The organism is Aeromonas sp. 19NY04SH05-1, assembly GCF_040581895.1.
GTDB classification, from domain to species: domain Bacteria; phylum Pseudomonadota; class Gammaproteobacteria; order Enterobacterales; family Aeromonadaceae; genus Aeromonas; species Aeromonas enteropelogenes.
The window spans coordinates 1,956,279-1,973,103 of the sequence record NZ_CP095328.1; the positions used below are offsets into that span (position 1 = coordinate 1,956,279).

The 16,825-nt window shown below is 59.9% G+C and carries 15 protein-coding genes; 12 read left to right on the top strand and 3 right to left on the bottom strand.

Annotated features, from left to right (window positions below; all coding sequences use genetic code 11):
- Nucleotides 1-164: 164 nt before the first annotated feature.
- The 10 genes from MRK42_RS09120 to MRK42_RS09165 all read left to right on the top strand — a co-directional run bounded on the left by MRK42_RS09120 (nucleotide 165) and on the right by MRK42_RS09165 (nucleotide 10,006).
- Nucleotides 165-653 (top strand): CvpA family protein, encoded by a 489-nt coding sequence (locus MRK42_RS09120; protein WP_042069609.1) that lies wholly within the window; start codon nucleotides 165-167, stop codon nucleotides 651-653.
- A 21-nt stretch (nucleotides 654-674) separates the two neighbouring features.
- Nucleotides 675-2,195: an amidophosphoribosyltransferase gene (purF, locus tag MRK42_RS09125; protein WP_338612217.1), complete on the top strand. Its 1,521-nt coding sequence runs from the start codon at nucleotides 675-677 to the stop codon at nucleotides 2,193-2,195.
- 184 nt (nucleotides 2,196-2,379) lie between these two features.
- Nucleotides 2,380-3,138 carry a tRNA isopentenyl-2-thiomethyl-A-37 hydroxylase MiaE gene (miaE, locus tag MRK42_RS09130; RefSeq protein WP_338612218.1) on the top strand — a complete coding sequence of 253 codons (759 nt, stop codon included), beginning with the start codon at nucleotides 2,380-2,382 and terminating at the stop codon, nucleotides 3,136-3,138.
- Between the two features lie 300 nt (nucleotides 3,139-3,438).
- A complete protein-coding gene (adk, locus tag MRK42_RS09135; protein WP_042029209.1) occupies nucleotides 3,439-4,083 on the top strand; it encodes an adenylate kinase in 645 nt (214 codons plus the stop codon).
- 93 nt (nucleotides 4,084-4,176) lie between these two features.
- Nucleotides 4,177-5,151, top strand: coding sequence for a ferrochelatase (gene hemH / locus MRK42_RS09140; RefSeq protein ID WP_216992176.1), 975 nt, complete (start codon nucleotides 4,177-4,179; stop codon nucleotides 5,149-5,151).
- 40 nt (nucleotides 5,152-5,191) lie between these two features.
- Entirely contained in the window at nucleotides 5,192-5,578 is a 387-nt protein-coding gene (locus MRK42_RS09145; RefSeq protein ID WP_042029207.1) for an MAPEG family protein, read from the top strand.
- Between the two features lie 186 nt (nucleotides 5,579-5,764).
- The gene (locus MRK42_RS09150) at nucleotides 5,765-7,069 is read left to right on the top strand and encodes an inosine/guanosine kinase (protein WP_026456414.1); all 1,305 of its coding nucleotides are present in this window, start codon (nucleotides 5,765-5,767) and stop codon (nucleotides 7,067-7,069) included.
- A 154-nt stretch (nucleotides 7,070-7,223) separates the two neighbouring features.
- Nucleotides 7,224-8,855 (top strand): methyl-accepting chemotaxis protein, encoded by a 1,632-nt coding sequence (locus MRK42_RS09155; protein ID WP_338612219.1) that lies wholly within the window; start codon nucleotides 7,224-7,226, stop codon nucleotides 8,853-8,855.
- Between the two features lie 112 nt (nucleotides 8,856-8,967).
- Complete coding sequence (locus tag MRK42_RS09160; protein WP_026456412.1) at nucleotides 8,968-9,330, top strand: DUF2750 domain-containing protein; 363 nt, start codon at nucleotides 8,968-8,970, stop codon at nucleotides 9,328-9,330.
- A 181-nt stretch (nucleotides 9,331-9,511) separates the two neighbouring features.
- A complete protein-coding gene (locus tag MRK42_RS09165; protein ID WP_026456411.1) occupies nucleotides 9,512-10,006 on the top strand; it encodes a hypothetical protein in 495 nt (164 codons plus the stop codon).
- Here MRK42_RS09165 and MRK42_RS09170 read toward each other — a convergent pair.
- Nucleotides 9,969-11,609, bottom strand: coding sequence for a GGDEF domain-containing protein (locus MRK42_RS09170; RefSeq protein WP_042029203.1), 1,641 nt, complete (start codon nucleotides 11,607-11,609; stop codon nucleotides 9,969-9,971). The two genes, MRK42_RS09165 and MRK42_RS09170, sit on opposite strands and share 38 nt — an antisense overlap.
- 192 nt (nucleotides 11,610-11,801) lie before the next feature.
- Between MRK42_RS09170 and glgC the strand changes: the two genes are divergently transcribed.
- Nucleotides 11,802-13,076 (top strand): glucose-1-phosphate adenylyltransferase, encoded by a 1,275-nt coding sequence (gene glgC / locus MRK42_RS09175; protein ID WP_061475333.1) that lies wholly within the window; start codon nucleotides 11,802-11,804, stop codon nucleotides 13,074-13,076.
- Nucleotides 13,077-13,149: 73 nt separating this feature from the next.
- Here the strand turns inward: glgC and MRK42_RS09180 are convergent, their stop codons facing one another.
- Nucleotides 13,150-15,147 carry a hypothetical protein gene (locus MRK42_RS09180; protein WP_338612220.1) on the bottom strand — a complete coding sequence of 666 codons (1,998 nt, stop codon included), beginning with the start codon at nucleotides 15,145-15,147 and terminating at the stop codon, nucleotides 13,150-13,152.
- A 192-nt stretch (nucleotides 15,148-15,339) separates the two neighbouring features.
- Nucleotides 15,340-15,891: a lipoprotein gene (locus MRK42_RS09185; protein WP_026456621.1), complete on the bottom strand. Its 552-nt coding sequence runs from the start codon at nucleotides 15,889-15,891 to the stop codon at nucleotides 15,340-15,342.
- Between the two features lie 197 nt (nucleotides 15,892-16,088).
- On the opposite strand from MRK42_RS09185, the gene MRK42_RS09190 reads away from it, so the two are divergent.
- Nucleotides 16,089-16,823 carry a hypothetical protein gene (locus tag MRK42_RS09190; RefSeq protein WP_338612462.1) on the top strand — a complete coding sequence of 245 codons (735 nt, stop codon included), beginning with the start codon at nucleotides 16,089-16,091 and terminating at the stop codon, nucleotides 16,821-16,823.
- Nucleotides 16,824-16,825 lie beyond the last annotated feature (2 nt).

Genomic DNA, 16,825 nt, shown 5'->3' on the forward strand with positions numbered 1-16,825 from the left:
CATGGCCATGCCATGGCGTTGTGCATTTTGGCGCCGGTCAACCGTTTTTATCGTGAATAAATCTGCGCAACCGGCGCTTCTTTGAACATGTAACACAATTTTATCAAGCATTGCGCAATCGTTTTTGTTAGACTGCGCCGCAATTTCGCAGGACATCTTTTTCTATGGTCTGGATTGATTACGCCATCGTCGGTATCGTCGGTTTCTCTGCCCTCATCAGCCTGGTGCGCGGCTTCGTCAAGGAAGCCATGTCACTCGTCACCTGGTTTGTCGCCTTCTTCATTGCCAGCCATTTCTATCCTGATCTCGCCGTTTATTTCACCTCCTTTTCCGATGCCCTGGTGCGCAACGGCCTGGCCATCGCCGCCCTGTTCGTGGCGACCCTGATCCTCGGCAGCGTGGTGAACTATGTGGTGGGCCTGCTGGTGGACAAGACCGGCCTCTCGGGTACCGATCGGGTGCTGGGGGTCTGCTTCGGTGCAATTCGCGGGGTACTGATTGTCAGTGCCCTGCTTTTTTTCATGGATACCTTCACCAGCCTCTCCCAGAGCGACTGGTGGCAGGCCTCCAAACTGGTGCCCGAGTTCAAGCCGGTCATCCAGTGGTTTTTCGGGTTCATGCTGAACTCATCGAGTTTTCTTAAACAGGTATAGTGACTTCGAGGTAGCAAAGACATGTGTGGTATTGTCGGTATAGTAGGCACCACTCCGGTCAATCAGGCCCTCTACGACGCCTTGACGGTGTTGCAGCACAGGGGACAGGATGCCGCCGGGATCGTAACCATTGACAGTGGAAACTTCCGGCAACGCAAGGCCAATGGCCTGGTGAAGGACGTGTTTGAAGTGCGCCACATGCAGCGTCTGCAAGGGAACATCGGCATCGGTCATGTCAGATATCCCACCGCAGGCAGCTCCAGTGCGGCAGAAGCCCAACCTTTCTATGTGAACTCCCCCTACGGCATGGTGCTGGCCCACAACGGCAACCTCACCAATGCCAAGGTGCTCAAGGAGCAGCAGTTCAAGGTGGCCCGTCGCCACATCAACACCACCTCGGATTCCGAAGTGCTGCTGAACGTGCTGGCCCACGAGCTGGATCTGTGTGACAAGATGGCGCTGGCCCCGGCGGACATCTTCGCCGCAGTGCGCAAGACCCATCAGCAGATCCGTGGCGCCTATGCGGTGGTCTCCCTGGTGATCGGCCACGGTCTCATCGGTTTTCGTGACCCGAACGGTATCCGCCCGCTGATCCTCGGCCGTCGTCAGGACGAACAGGGTCAGGTGGAGTACATGCTCGCCTCCGAGAGTGTGGCGCTCGACGCCATCGGTTTTGAAACCGTGCGTGACGTCGCCCCGGGCGAAGCCATCTACATCACCGAACAGGGTCAGCTCTTCTCCGAGCAGTGCGCCGACAACCCGCAGATGAGCTCCTGCATCTTCGAATATGTCTACTTCGCCCGTCCCGACTCCTTCATCGACAAGGTCTCGGTCTACGCCGCCCGCCTCAACATGGGTCGCAAGCTGGGCCAGAAGATCGCCCGCGAGTGGGAAGATCTCGATATCGATGTGGTCATCCCCATCCCCGAGACCTCCTGCGACGTGGCGCTGGAGATCGCCCACACCCTGGATCTGCCGTACCGTCAGGGCTTCGTGAAGAACCGCTATATCGGCCGTACCTTCATCATGCCGGGCCAGACCCAGCGCAAGAAGTCGGTGCGTCGCAAGCTCAACGCCATCAGCTCCGAATTCAAGAGCAAGAAGGTGTTGCTGGTGGACGACAGCATAGTGCGCGGTACCACCTCCGAGCAGATCATCCAGATGGCGCGAGAAGCCGGTGCCGCCAAGGTCTACTTCGCCTCCGCCGCCCCCGAGATCCGCTTCCCCAACGTCTATGGCATCGACATGCCCACCGCCAACGAACTGATCGCCCACGGTCGGGAAGTGGAAGAGGTGTGTGCCCTGATCGGCGCTGACGGTCTGATTTTCCAGGATCTGGAAGATCTGGAAGCCGCGGTACGGGAGATCAACCCGGAGCTGCGCCACTTCGAGACCTCGGTGTTCAATGGCCACTATGTCACCGCCGACGTGGATCAATCCTATCTGGATCACCTGAACGCCCTGCGCAACGATGACAGCAAGGCGGTACGCGAGTGGCACGAAGGCACCAGCAACCTGGAAATTTTTAACGAAGGCAGTTAAACGTTTTCTCCGTTGCTAAAGATGATGATATGGGGGCCCTGGCCCCCATTGTTGTTTCTGCAACTTGGGAGGGCAGGGGATATCTGTTTGAAAAAGCGGCTCTTATGCGTGCAGGGGTGGGCTGTGACGGCGGGATCCGCTAGCATAGGCGCCTGCCATGTTTTCCGATCAGATGAGAGTTCAGATGGATGATCTGCTAGCCCCCGTGCGCCAGTTTTTGCACTGTGAGACCCCGGATGAGTGGGTGGAGATGGCGCGGGATCCCGCCCACCTGCCGACCCTGCTCATCGATCACGCCAACTGCGAGAACAAGGCTGCGCTCACCGCTCACAGCCTGGTGCGCCGCTACTGCCTGCCCAAGGGCAAGCGCCACCTGCTGCCCAAGCTGGAATTCTATCGCGAGCTGGACGCCATCCCCGAGAAGGCGGAGATCCTTGGCAAGCGGACCATGGGAGAGACCGATCGCACCGTGTTCGAGGAGCTCTCTCGCAATCCGCTGCTGTTTCCCATGGTGCGGCTCATTCAGGAGGAGCTGCACCACTTCGAGCAGGTGCTGGAGCTGATGGCCGCCCGCGACATCCCCTACGGCCCGGTGACCGCCTCCCGCTACGCGCGCAACCTGATGCAGCACGTGCGCACCCACGAGCCCGCCACCATAGTCGACAAGCTGATCATCGGCGCCTATATCGAGGCGCGCTCCTGCGAGCGTTTTGCCAAGCTGGCACCCCATCTGGACGAGGAGCTGGGTCGCTTCTACGTCTCCCTGCTGCGCTCAGAGGCGCGCCACTATCAGGATTATCTGGCGCTGGCCGAGCTCTATGCAGGGGAGGATATCAGCGAGCGGGTGGCCTTTTTCGGCAGGCTGGAGGCCGAGCTTATCTGCTCGCCGGATCCCCAGTTCCGGTTTCATAGCGGTCTTCCTGTCACTTCTGACAGTTGTTGACGCAACGGGGGCCAACTACTATTGCCTCGTTCCTACTACGAGCGACAAGTAGTATTCTTTGAGCGCAATTCCCGGCCCCCTAGCCGGGATTTTTTTATCTGTTTTTTTCCTCTCCATCCAGCACCCATGGTGAATGTTTAATCACTTACCTTTTGGCCTACGATTCAGCCTGGCGGCGTATGCCCTGCATTTTTAAGGCGATTAATTACTCATTCAGGCGGGGCACCCTTGTAGAAGCGGGCGAAACCGTGTACTTTTTTGCCTTCGCAAGATTTGAATAACCAATCAATAGGAGCGTGTATGCGCATTGTTCTGTTGGGGGCTCCGGGCGCCGGCAAAGGTACCCAGGCTCAATTCATCATGGAAAAACACGGTATTCCGCAGATCTCCACTGGCGACATGCTGCGTGCCGCAATCAAGGCGGGCACCGAGCTCGGCTTGAAAGCCAAGGCTGTGATGGATGCAGGTCAACTGGTCTCTGACGACATCATCATCGGTCTGGTCAAAGAGCGTATCGCCCAGGCCGATTGTGCCAAAGGCTTCCTGTTGGACGGTTTCCCGCGCACTATTCCCCAGGCGCAAGCCATGAAGGATGCCGGTGTGTCCGTTGATTTCGTGCTGGAGTTCGACGTACCGGACGAAGAGATCGTCAAGCGCATGAGCGGTCGTCGCGTTCACTCCGGCTCCGGCCGTACCTACCACGTGGTGTTCAACCCGCCGAAAGTGGAAGGCAAGGATGACGTGACCGGCGAAGATCTGGTGATCCGTGCCGACGATGAAGAGACCACAGTGCGCAAGCGTCTGGATGTATACCATCAGCAGACTGCACCGCTCATCGGTTTCTACGGCAAGGAAGCGGAAGCGGGCAACACCCGTTACGTCAAGATCGACGGCACTCAGCCGGTGGATCTGGTGAGCCAGCAGCTCGCCGCCATCCTGGGCTGAGCCCGGTCGATGACACCCTGTACCATCAGGTAATTTAAGAGAAGGGCCCTGATGGGCCCTTTTTGCATCACGACAGATAGACAGGAAGCCAATGTGACCACGAAAACAGGCATCTTGCTGGTCAATCTGGGCACCCCAGCCGCCCCCACTACCGCCGCCGTCAAAGCTTTTCTGAGCCAGTTTCTCCATGATCCCAGGGTTGTCGATCTGCCTCGCTACCTCTGGTGCCCGCTGCTTCACTGCATCATCTTGCCGACCCGTTCGCCCAAGGTGGCCAAGTTGTACCAGCAGGTGTGGACCGATCAGGGCTCACCCCTGATGGTCATCAGCCAGCAGCAGCGCACCGCGCTGGAACAGGAGCTCAAGCGGGAAGGGGTGGACGTGCCGGTGGAGCTGGCCATGACCTATGGCTCGCCCTCCATGACGGATGGCTGGCAGGCGCTCAAGGCCAAGGGGGTCAACCGGGTGATCCTGTTGCCGCTCTATCCGCAATATTCGGTGAGCACCACGGCTTCCGTGTTCGATGCCTGGGCCAAGGCGATGAAAAAAGAGCGCAACCTGCCGGTGGTGCGGCTCATTCGTGATTACCATGCTCACCCGGAATACATCCAGGCGCTGGCCATGAGCGTGCGCCGTCACTGGGAGCAGCACGGTCAGGGGGAGCATCTACTGATGTCCTTCCACGGTATCCCCGAGCGCTACGAGCAGGAAGGGGACCCTTACGGCCAGCAGTGCCGCACCACGGCCGCCCTGCTGGCGGAGGCGCTCGGGTTGGAGCAGGGGCAGTGGACGGCCAGCTTCCAGTCCCGTTTTGGCAAGGAGGAGTGGCTCAAGCCCTACACGGACGAAACCGTCGCCGGCCTGCCGGGTCGCGGCATCAAGCGGCTCGATGTGATCTGTCCGGCCTTTGCCGCCGACTGTCTCGAAACCCTGGAGGAGATCCAGGTACAAAACCATGAGGCCTTCATGGAAGCCGGTGGCGAACAGTTTGCCTATATTCCTGCCCTCAACAGCGATCAGGCTCATATCCGCATGATGGTCTCTCTCATCTGTCGCGAGCTGGCGTGAGGAGGGTAGGCAGTATGATGTATCAACGAGGAGCGATCGCATGATCCATATCACCCTGCTCTATGCAGGCTTGCTGGGGCTATTGTTTCTGCTGCTCTCCTTCTGGGTGGTCAAACGCCGGGCCCAGTTTAAGGTGATGATAGGGGAAGGGGAGGCGCCAGAGCTCCTGGCGGCGATCCGTACCCACGGCAATTTTGCCGAGTATGTTCCTTTGACCCTGCTGTTGATGGCCCTCTGCGAGCTGGCCGGGGCGGGGGCCTTGTGGCTTCATCTTGGCGGCGGCATGCTGCTGGCGGGTCGGGTGCTCCATGCCATCGGCATGCAGATCCCCAAGGCCCCCAATCTGCCGCGGTTGTTTGGCACCCTGCTGTTCTGGCTGTCCCTGGGACTCTTTTCGGTGCTGGCACTGCTGCTGTCGGCGAGTTGAAAATAGCTTCCTTGGGTACACAAAAACCACCTCCCGGCGAGGTGGTTTTTTGTTGGGCGAAGAATAAACGTTTTCCCCTGCAGCCCTTGTCTATACTGACCCCATAATTTAATCAGGGCGACTTTTCGGGACGGCTGATTGTGTTAAAATCCCGCCCCTCTTTTCCCCAGAGCACAGAACATTGCCATGAAATTTCCCGGTCAGCGCAAGTCCAAACACTACTTCCCTGTCGATCGCCGTGATCCCCTGATCTCGCAAAGCGCCCAACTCACCGAACTGGGCAAAGCCTATGTCGTGGGTATCGATCAGACCCTGGTTGACATCGAAGCCCATGTGGATGATGACTTTCTGGCTCGCTATGGTCTGAGCAAGGGCCACTCTGTGGTGATCACCGACGAGGTGGCCGAGCGCATCTACGACGAGCTCAAGGCCAACAACATGGTGGTGAGCGAATTTGCCGGCGGCACCATCGGCAACACGGTCCACAACTACTCAGTACTGGCCGACTCCCACTCCATCCTGCTGGGAGTAATGAGCCAGGATATCCGGATCGGTTGCTATGCCTACCGTTATCTGTGCAACACCTCTTCTCGCGTCAACCTCGACTATCTGCAGCCGGTGGATGGCCCCATCGGTCGCTGCTTCACCTTCATCACCGAGTGTGGCGAGCGCAGCTTCGGCATCAATGCCGGCAAGATGAATCAGCTGGACGTGCGCCACATCCCCGAAGAGGTGATCAAGGGAGCCTCCGCTCTGGTGATCACCGCCTATCTGGTACGCGGTGATGACGGTGACCCCATGAAGGAAGCGGCCATGACGGCGGTGCGTTATGCCCGTGAGGCCGACATCCCCGTGGTACTGACCCTGGGTACCCGCTTCGTCATCGACGAGAATCCCCAGTGGTGGCGCGAATTCATCGCCGAGAACGTGACCGTGCTGGCGATGAACGAGGACGAGGGCGAGGCCCTGACCGGCATCGCCGATCCCCTTGGTGCCGCCGACAAGGCCCTCGACTGGGCTGACATGGTGCTCTGCACCGCCGGCCCCATCGGCCTCTACATGGCGAGCTACACCGACGAGGATTACAAGCGCGAGACCACTCATACCCTGCTGCCGGGGGTGATCCCCGAGTTCAACATGTATGAGTTCAGCCGCCCGATGGCACGCAGCAAATGCCGCAAGCCGATGCGGATCTACTCCCACATCTCCCCCTACATGGGTGGCCCGGAGAAGATCAAGAACACCAACGGGGCGGGGGACGGTGCCCTTTCCGCCGTGCTGCACGACATGGTAGCCAACTCCTACCACCGGATGAACGTGCCCAACTCCGCCAAGCACATCTCCGAGTTCCTCACCTACTCCTCCCTGGCCCAGGTGTGCAAATACGCCAACCGGGTCAGCTACGAGGTGCTTGCCCAGAGCAGCCCCCGTCTCTCCCGCGGTCTGCCGGAGAAAGAGGACAGCCTGGAAGAGGTGTACTGGGAGCGTTGATTTTCCCACTGTATTGAATGCAAAGGCGCCATCAGGCGCCTTTTGTTTTTTCGAGATGGATCAAGTTTTTAGATGTCGTTTGCTGATGACCATGGACATGGATGAAGCCGTCAGCATACCTTGTTAACAAAATGTATTTTGTCAGGATGACGGTATGTTGAGGCAATGGAGTATTGGCCATCGCTTGATGCTGATGGTGTTGATGGTGGTCGCCGTGCTGGGCTTGTTGCTGTTCGCTTGCCTGCGCGTCTATTACCAGGGGCTGATGGCGGAGAAGAGCAACCAGGCGCGTTCACAGGTGGAGACGGCCTATAGCCTGGTCGCCAGCTATGAAGAGCAGGTACGCCAGGGCAGGCTGGACGAACAGAACGCCAAGGTACTGGCGCTGACCGCCGTGCAAAAACTGCGTTATGGCCAGAACGACTATTTCTGGATCAATGACAGCCATCCCACCATGGTGATGCACCCCATGAAGCCCGAGCTCGATGGTCAGGATCTCTCGGGGGTGGAGGACAAGCAGGGGCTCAAGCTGTTCGTCGCCTTCGTCGAGCGGGTCAAGCAGCAAAACGGGAGCGGCGAAGTGGCCTACTACTGGCCCAAACCCGGCGTCGATGAGCCGGTGCGCAAGATCTCCTACGTCAAGCAGTTTACCCCCTGGGACTGGATCATCGGCACCGGCATCTATGTGGATGATGTGGAGGCGCAATACCAGCAGGTACTGCGTACCCTGATGGGCATAGGCGCCCTGCTGGCTGTGCTGCTGCTCGCGGCTGCGACCCTGATCCGGCGCAGCATAGTGATGCCCCTGTCCCAGTCGGTGTCTGCCCTGGGTGACATGGCTAGGGGAGAGGGGGACCTGCGTTTTCGCCTGCCCGAGAGCGGCCGTGATGAACTCAGCCTGCTTTCGGCCAATTTCAATCAGTTTGCCAACCAGATGGCCCAGCTGATCGGTCGTGCCCAGCAGATCACCAGCCACAACAAGGATGCAGCCCGGCAGCTCGAGCAAGTAGTGGCACGCACCAGTGCCATCGTGACCGATCAGGAACAGGACACCCAGCGGGTGGCGGCGGCCATGGTGCAGATCACCGGAAGCAGCCGCGCCATCGGCCTCAATGCCGAGCAAGCAGCCCAGGCGGCAGAATCGGCACGCCTGCTGGCCCAGCATGGCCGCGAGATTGTGGCCCAGACCATCACCACCATAGGACAGCTGGCGGACGAGATGGAGGAGACGGTACAGGCCGTAGCCCGCCTTGAGCAGGACTCGCAGCAGATTGGCTCCGTGCTTGACGTGATCCGCGGGGTGGCCGAGCAGACCAATCTGCTGGCCCTCAACGCGGCCATCGAGGCGGCCCGCGCCGGTGAGCAGGGAAGGGGGTTTGCGGTGGTGGCCGATGAGGTGCGTACCCTGGCCACTCGCACCCACAGCTCTACCGACGAGATCCGGCAGATGATCCAGCGCTTGCAGGAGGGCGCCGGCAAGGTGGCGACCGGCATCGAACAGTTGCAGCGACTGTCGCGCTCGACGGCGCAGAAAGCCGGGGATGCGGAAGGAGCCATCGGCAATATTGACGAGGCAGTGAGCACCATATTGGCGATGAACAGCGAAATTGCCGGGGCGGCCGGTGAGCAGAGCAGTTCGACCGAGGAGATCACCCAGCGCCTGTCAGCCATTACCCAACTGGCCAGAGAGGCCCTGGTGGAGAACCGGCGTACCGGTCAGGCGGCCGGCTCCTTGTCGCAAACCAGCGATGAGTTGAGTACCCTGGTGGTGCGATATCGTACTTGATGGGGGTATCCCCCGTCTTTTTAGGGATTTGACTTGAGTCTGGGGGGCTTTTGCGACACCATCTGCCCCATTCTTGGTCCGTATTGGCCAGCCGCCTGTAAGAGAGAGCCCCATGAGCAAATTAACTGACAATCTTGACGCCAATTTCCAGCTGTTTGTTGAACAAGTCCGCGAGTCGGGTCAGGTCTGGGGTCTGCGCTACGGTGAAGACTGGGTGGTCTGCCGCTCTGCCGAATTTGAAGATGCCGATGTGATGCCGCTCTGGTCCGCCGAGGAAGATGCCCGTCTGCACTGTGTGGACGAGTGGGCCGACTATGAGCCGGAAGTGATCGACCTGGAAGAGTTTCTCGACATCTGGATCAACGATCTGGATGATGACGATGTGCTGGTTGGCCCGAACTGGAATGCCGATCTGGAAGGCCAGGAGCTGGAGCCCATCGAACTGGCCAAGGCGCTGGTTGAACTGGACGCCTGAAGGCGCCTCCATTGACGACGCCGACATCCGGTGTCGTAGCAAAGCAATGATGAGACCGGTATCCGCGAGGATGCCGGTCTTTTTTATGATCCTGTGGGCATAATGAGGGCCAAAGGGGGATTTGCCTTTGCACCCGCGCAGGCGATGGTCCATCATCAACCTTTTGCCAGGGGGGATAGCCATGTTTTTGTTCGACGTCACAGGCATAGAGGGTGGGCGGGCCAGCATCCGGATACAGGCGCTGGACTGGACACAGACCGGGCCGGTGACGTTCCAGTGCGATGACGATCAGCTGGCACTGGTGCTGCTGAGAGATTGCCGCTGCGATGCAGTGGGCTTCTTTACCCTGCTCTCCGGATGCAAGCCCCTTCATCTCGAACAATGGCTCAGCTATTTGCAGGAGAGCGGCCGCATCGGCAAGTGGAGTCATCAGATTGAGAGCCCGGCCGATGACGACTATCTTGCCCGGGCCGGGCTACCCAGCGAGGAGCTCAATGCCCTGCTGGGCCAGGTCTATCATGTGGCGGGTTTCAACCGGTTGCAGATCAACCGGTACCTCAAGCACCGCCATAACCCCTCCAGTCTGGCGACCCGTTATGATCAGAAGGAGCTGGAGCGCTACCGCCAGCTCAACGACATCATTCTGACCCTTCTGAAGCTGAAGCATCCTCACTGAACAGGCCCAACTGGCTGATATCCGGTCGTAAAGGCTGCGGCCGGGCGATCAGATAACCCTGCAGGCCATCCACATACATCCCTTGCAACAGCTGCTTCTGGCCCAGTTGTTCCACCCCTTCCGCGATCACCTGGCACCCCATCCGGTGTGACACGTCGACAATCATCCGCACAAACTGCTGGTTGGTCTGATCCTGCTCCAGCCCGGTGATGAGGGCGGGATCGAGCTTGATGTAATCGGGTTTGAGCTCGCGAAACAGGCTGAAGGAGCCGATGCCCTTGCCAAAGTTGGCGATGGCAGAGCGGCTGCCATTGCGGCGCAGCAGCTCGAACACCCGCTTGGCACCGGTCGGATTGCGCTCCAGATGCTCCTCGTCCAGCTCGAACACCAGGTTGGCGCTGGTGTTGGGATCCTTGAGCAGCTGCCTGTCCAGCCAGATCAGCAGGGCGCTGTTTTGCAGCAGATTGGGTGAGAGGTTGATCCCCCAGCGACTCTGGTTGGAGCCAAATGCCCGGTACTGGCGCATCACGTGGACGATCACCAGCTGCTCCAGCCGCATCACCATATCGAGCCGCTGGGCCATGGCAAACAGGGTGTCGGTCGGCAGGGCCGTACCATCGCTGCCGCAAAAGCGGGTGTAGATCTCGTTGTAGGCCATCATGCTGCGATGCAGAGGCTGGATGGGTTGATAGGTAAAGGTGAGACGCTCCTGGGCCAGCACTTCCCCCAGCACCTCGCGCCAGTGGTGTTGGCCCTGCAGATCGGTGATGTTGTCCTCATGCTGGATGGCCCAGCCATTGATGGTTTCGGTCTGGGCCCGCGCCAGCGCCAGATCGGCTCTGGCAAGCACGGTTTCGATCTTCTGGCCGCTGCTAAGCCGGGTAAGGCCCGAGTAGGCGGCACTCTCCAGCTCGTGCTGCTCCTGGTAATTGTCGAAGGCCACCTTCAAATCCTGCCCCAGCAGGTGAGGCGGAATATTGACCACGGGTTGCACCAGTACGGCAAAGTCGGCCCCCGAGATGCGATAGACCTGGTTCCCCGGAAAGCGGCTCACCACCTGCTTGATGAGGTTTGCCATGTCCTTGATGTAGGCATCACCGGACTGGAAGCCGCGCTGGGTATTGATCTTGCCTAGTTCGGTGGCACGGATCAGCACCAGGGTGGCGGTCTGGGTGTCCTGATCCCGCTGCAGCAGCTCCGTCACGTCACGGCGAAAGGCGTGGCGATTGAGCAACTGGGTCAGCTCATCCGTGGTGGCCAGATTGCTCAGCTCGGTCAGCTGGCGATGGGCATGCTGCGAATCACTCTCAAACTGGAGCAGTAACTGTTGCAGGGCTTCCCGGGAGGCGGGATCGTCCAGCTGTTCGGGGTCCCGCTCCGTGAGTGCCTTGACCCAGACCAGCTCCTGGTGTTGTTGCATGCCGGTCAGGGTGCGCAATGCCAGCAGCAACAGCAGCCCCATGCCAAGCAGGGTGGTCGACAAAATGATGACCAGAGTCACCGGTGTGCTTTGAAGTGCCAACCAAAACCCTTGCAGGAGCAGCAAGGGTATGCTCACTATGGTGGCAATGAGAAAGAGGGAGCGTCCAAGCTTTTGAACCATCTTGTCATCCTTGAGGTGGCTGCGGTCACTTGGGGATTCTAACCGACCCCGTTCGGCAAACCATGCTGTTCCTCGCAACTTGGTGCAAATGTGTCGTTCGGGATTGAATAAATTGTGAGTGAAACCACTTTCACGGGCTTGAAATCCGGCGAAGATGAATTCGAAATAGATCAAACGAGGCAGAGGTGAATCATGTTGTTAGAGCCAGGGAATAGTGCCAAAGCACGGCAGTTGTTGAATCAGAGTATGGCGCTGGTACTGGCGGGAGGACGTGGCAGCCGCCTGAAGCAGCTGACCGACAACCGGGCCAAGCCTGCGGTGCATTTCGGAGGAAAGTTCCGGATCATCGATTTTGTGCTTTCCAACTGCATCAATTCGGGGATCCGTCGGGTAGGGGTGGTGACGCAATACAAATCCCACAGCCTGCTGCGACATCTGCAATCGGGTTGGTCTTTTTTGCGCTACCAGATGAACGAGTTCATCGACTTGCTGCCAGCTCAGCAGCGGGTGGACGAGGTGCACTGGTATCGCGGTACTGCCGACGCCATCTATCAGAACGTCGACATCATTCGTGACTATGGTCCCAAGTACATAGTGGTGCTGGCGGGGGATCACATCTACAAGATGGACTATGCCGCCATGTTGCTCGATCACGTGCGCCTTGGCGCCAAGGTGACGGTAGCCTGTATCGAGGTGCCCCGCTCGGAGGCCTCGGCCTTCGGCGTCATGGACATCGACGAACAGCGCAAGATCCGCGCCTTCGTGGAGAAACCCGCCAATCCGCCGGCCATGCCGGGCTGCGAAGACAAGTCCCTTGCATCCATGGGCATCTATATCTTCGAGGCGGAGTATCTCTATCAGCTGCTGGAAGAGGACATCCTCAACCAGGAGTCCAAACATGACTTCGGCATGGACGTCATTCCCCGCATCGTGGGGGAGGGCAAGGCGTTTGCCCACCCCTTCAGCATGTCCTGCGTCGGGGCCAAGGAGGGGCAGAAACCTTACTGGCGTGATGTGGGGACCCTCGACTCCTTCTGGGAGGCCAACATGGATCTCGCCTCCGTGGTACCGGAGCTCGACATCTATGACGAAAACTGGCCCATCTGGACCAGCCAGACCCTGACACCGCCCGCCAAGTTCGTGCAGGACCGAAACGGCCAGCATGGCATGACCATCAACTCCATGTTTTCCGGCGGAACCATCGTCAGCGGGTCGTTTGTGCTCAACTCTGTGCTGTTTACCAATGTGCGGGTTCACTCCTTCTGCACCCTGGATCAGGCTGTGATCTTCCCCGGGGTGGAAGTGGGGGCGGGCTGCCGTTTGCGCCGGGTGGTGGTGGACAAGGGGTGTGTGCTGCCCGATGGGCTGGTGGTGGGAGAGAATGCCGACGAGGATAGCCGTCGCTTCTACCGCTCGGAACAGGGCATAGTGCTGGTCACCAAGGGAATGCTGGAGAAGCTGGCGTAAGCCCGTACCTTGCCTGACGTAATAATGAAAAGGGAGCCGTTGAGGCTCCCTTTTGCATGATGTGACCTGCGGCTTATTCGCTGATCGCGGCCTTGCTTGCCATCACCATGGCGGTACCGTGCTTGCCACCGGCGGCGGTGACCTGCGGGACGCCATCTTCATCGGTGTCACTGCCGGCGCCGGCGATGATGTTCTCACCGGAGTCACCGATCCACTCGGCCATCTGCATGCCGCCGTTGACGGTGCCACGGAACCAGCTGACGTACTGGGTGGTCAGCTTGGCCAGCTCCAGCTCGGGCGCCTTCTCGGCCCCTTCGTTGCGCAGGTTCAGCATGGCAGAGCGCAGGGCGCCGGAGATGGCGGCCTGGGTCCAGGGGGTGTATTCACCCTGCTTGCCGGCAAGCCAGGTACCTGCCTTCTGGTTGAAGTAGGCCTTGTCAGTGGCGATGAAGAGCTCACGCGCCGCGGTGCGGTACTTCACATCCTGAGTCGCCAGGAAGGCGGCGGTCAGGCCGCGAATGGCGGCAAACTGGGTCTCGACAGACTGGCCAGCGTCAACGGATCCACCCAGGGTCAGACCGTCGTGCACCAGACCATTGCTGCCTTTGAGTTTGGCGAGAATGAAGTCGGCCTGTTTGGTGATAAGCGTGAGCGCCTCCTGCCCTTGTTTGGTCTTGAGGTTCAGCTCGCCGTTGTCACCGGCGGCGTAGCCTACCGGCAGGGCATCCTGGGCGCGCTGGAAGATCTGCAGAGCAACCAGGGTGTAGGCGGCGTCGAAGGTGGTGACGTGCTTGGTCTGTTTGCCATCCTGCCAGCTGTCGACAAGGGTGCCGGCCTTGGGCTCGAAGTGCAGGGCGGCCAGGTTCTTGAAGGTCAGATTGGAGAGGTTCAGGGCCAGGGAGAAGGCGTCGTCGCCTGCCACTGCCTTGGCCAAATCATTGGTCTTGTTGGCAGCCGGCGCGGCGGCAAACGGCGCACCGTCAAACACGGCGTGGAAGGCCGGGTTCTGGTTGGTGTTGGCGCTACGCTGATCGCTGAAGGCGTAGAACTCGGAGAGCGGCCACAGCATCATCCAGGCATCGCGCAGCTGGGCGGAACCGTCGACCACTTCCAGCTTGCCGATGGCACCGACTTCGTTCTTGCTGGTCTCGGTCACCTTCACCTGATGGGGGAAGTAAATCACGCCCTTGGCCGGATCGTATTGCGGGGTGATCTTGGCGCCCAGGGCCTTGCCATCAAAGCCGAGCTGGCTTTGCAGGATGGCCAGCTTGTCGATGGACTGTTCGGTTAGCATCATGCCATTGAAGCCATCGGCGGCGGAGACCCCCAGCTTGTGCTTGCCGTCCTGATCCATGGTGGCGGAGGCGGCCTCCACCTCTTCATCGCTCTCGGCCACGTGCATGCCGCCGAGGAAGTCCTGGGACCACATCACCTCTTTGAGCAGGATGCCGCCCACGGCAGCCGGTACCAGCAGGTTGTCACTGCCGCTCCAGCGCAGGGTAGCGTAGTCGCGGAAGTAGGCCGGCACCTGGGTCTTGACGGTTTTCTCGTTGTCCTTGGCGGTCTTGATGGTGATCTGGTCACCGTTGACCGGGGTAGTGTTGACGGCCTGGGCAAACTCCGGATTGGCAGAGGCATAGGGGAAGGAGAGGGGATACATGCCCTGGGGCACTTCATCGGCCGGGAAGCCGACGGCGTCGGCCATGGCCAGCACTCGCTTGCCGAGATCTGCCAGGGTGCCGCCACGAGCCAGGTTTTGCGGCCCGTTCACCAGGTGCGGACCCATACCGGACTGGTAGTTGAGGGCGTACATCGCCTCTTCGGAGTACTCATAGGATTCGATGCCGGCGGCGAAGTCGAACGGAGTTGGCTCGTCGGCGCGGTTGGCGTCGAGCACGTCCAGATCCAGACCCAGGGCCTCGGCCAGCGGCTCGCCGGAGAGCTCGAATTCGGTGTAGGCCAGCATGTTGGCGGCGGTGTTGAATGTCTTGTCTTCCACCTTGACGGCAGCGTGCGCGGCGCTACCCAGCAGTGCGCAGGCGATCGCCTGTACCAGTACGGTTTTTCTCATGTCCCTTCTCACCATTGGTTTTATTATCAGGTTTATTGTGACGCTTCTCATGACGAATCTAAATGAGAATGGTGCGCATTATGTGTGATTTGGACGGCGTTGAGAAGTGAAAACCGCCCCGACCAGTGCAAACGACACAAGGCGGGGCGGTGATCGCGGCTATCGCGCAGAGGGCGATGGCAAGGAGCGGGCTTAGAACACCTTGAAGGGGATCACCAGGCGGCCAGGTTCTACCTTGAGGGCCTCGACCTTCTCCTTGATCCTCGCCTCATTCTGGCGGCTTGCATCGAGCCGGTAGACGGGGGTCTGGGACAGGAACAGGGAGAGCGACTGGTTGAAGGTGGGCAGCAGCGGCGTGAGCGCCGCGCCTATGTCGGCAGGTTCGGTCTTGACCGAGAGCAGCTCCAGATCGCGCAGATAGATGGCACCCTGATCCGCCAGGTATTCCGGACGGGCCCGCAGAGCAAAGCGAACCTTCATCTGCTGGTTGCCAAGGGGGCTCAGCACCTGCAGATCGCCGGCGGCATCCAGCTCGATGCGATCCGGCTGGCTGCGGCCGATGCGGCTTTGCATGTCATCGAGGCGGATCTTGCTCGACATGATGCCGGGGATCCCCAGCTGTTTTTCAAAGGAGACCTGATCCTTGAGGTATTGGTTGATTTCGGCCTCGCTGACGTTGTATTGGGTGAGCGAGCAGGCACCCAGCAGCAGGACGAGGGGGAGTAACAACAACTGTTTCAACATGAAGGGATCCGCTTGATAAAAAGATGTCGCTATCTTACGCGATAATCCGTGCTGGGCGGGAGCCCTGCTTACCCATGTATTCGGGTGGGGCGAGGGGCCATCATCAGCAAGGAGCAGGCTGCCATAGTGAAAGCGATAGATGCGGGAGCGAGGAGAGTGCGATGAACAAGATGGACAAAGGCGGTCGCTGGCTGGGGATGGTGCTCTGCGCTCTGGTCTGGCTCTGGAGTGGGTTGCTTCGCGCCGAGGTGAAGGTGATCCCGGTCTTTGATGCCGGCGCTGCGGTGCAGACTCTCAGGGAGATCTACCCGGATCTCGGGGTAAGCGCCATGGGCAACCAGCTGGTGCTGAGTGGTACCCCGGCCCAGTTGCAGGAGGCCGAGACGACCCTGGCCCAGCTCAACAAGCCGCCCCAGAGCCTGCTCATCGAATGGCGGGTCGATGGCGCGTCCAGCGGTCAGCAGCTGGGTGTCGGGGTTGGCCGCGATGAGGCCAAACGGCAATGGCTGCTGGATGGCAACGCCCAACAATACCAGCAGAGCCAAAACGACAGCTGGCAGGTGCGAGGCTTGTCGGGGCGACCCGTATTGCTGCAGATGGGATCCTATCAACCAGTGACTTTCTATCAGTGGCGCGGCGGCCAGGTGGTGGGGCTGATGCCGCTGGTCAACGGCCTCTATGCCACCGCTACCCTGATTGGCGACAGGGTACAGATAGCGCTCAGCAGCGAGCAGGCCAGGCTGGAGCAGGGCACCATCAACAGAGGGCAGAGCGCCACCGAGGTGAGCGGTGCCCCGGGCCAATGGCTGACGGTGGGAGAGCTTTCGACCAGCTCGGCCCGGCAAGGCAGTAGCCTGGGTACCCAACTGCAGGCCGGGGGTGGCAACCAGAGCGAGCGCCAGACCCTGCAGATCAGGGTCACCCGCCAATAGCC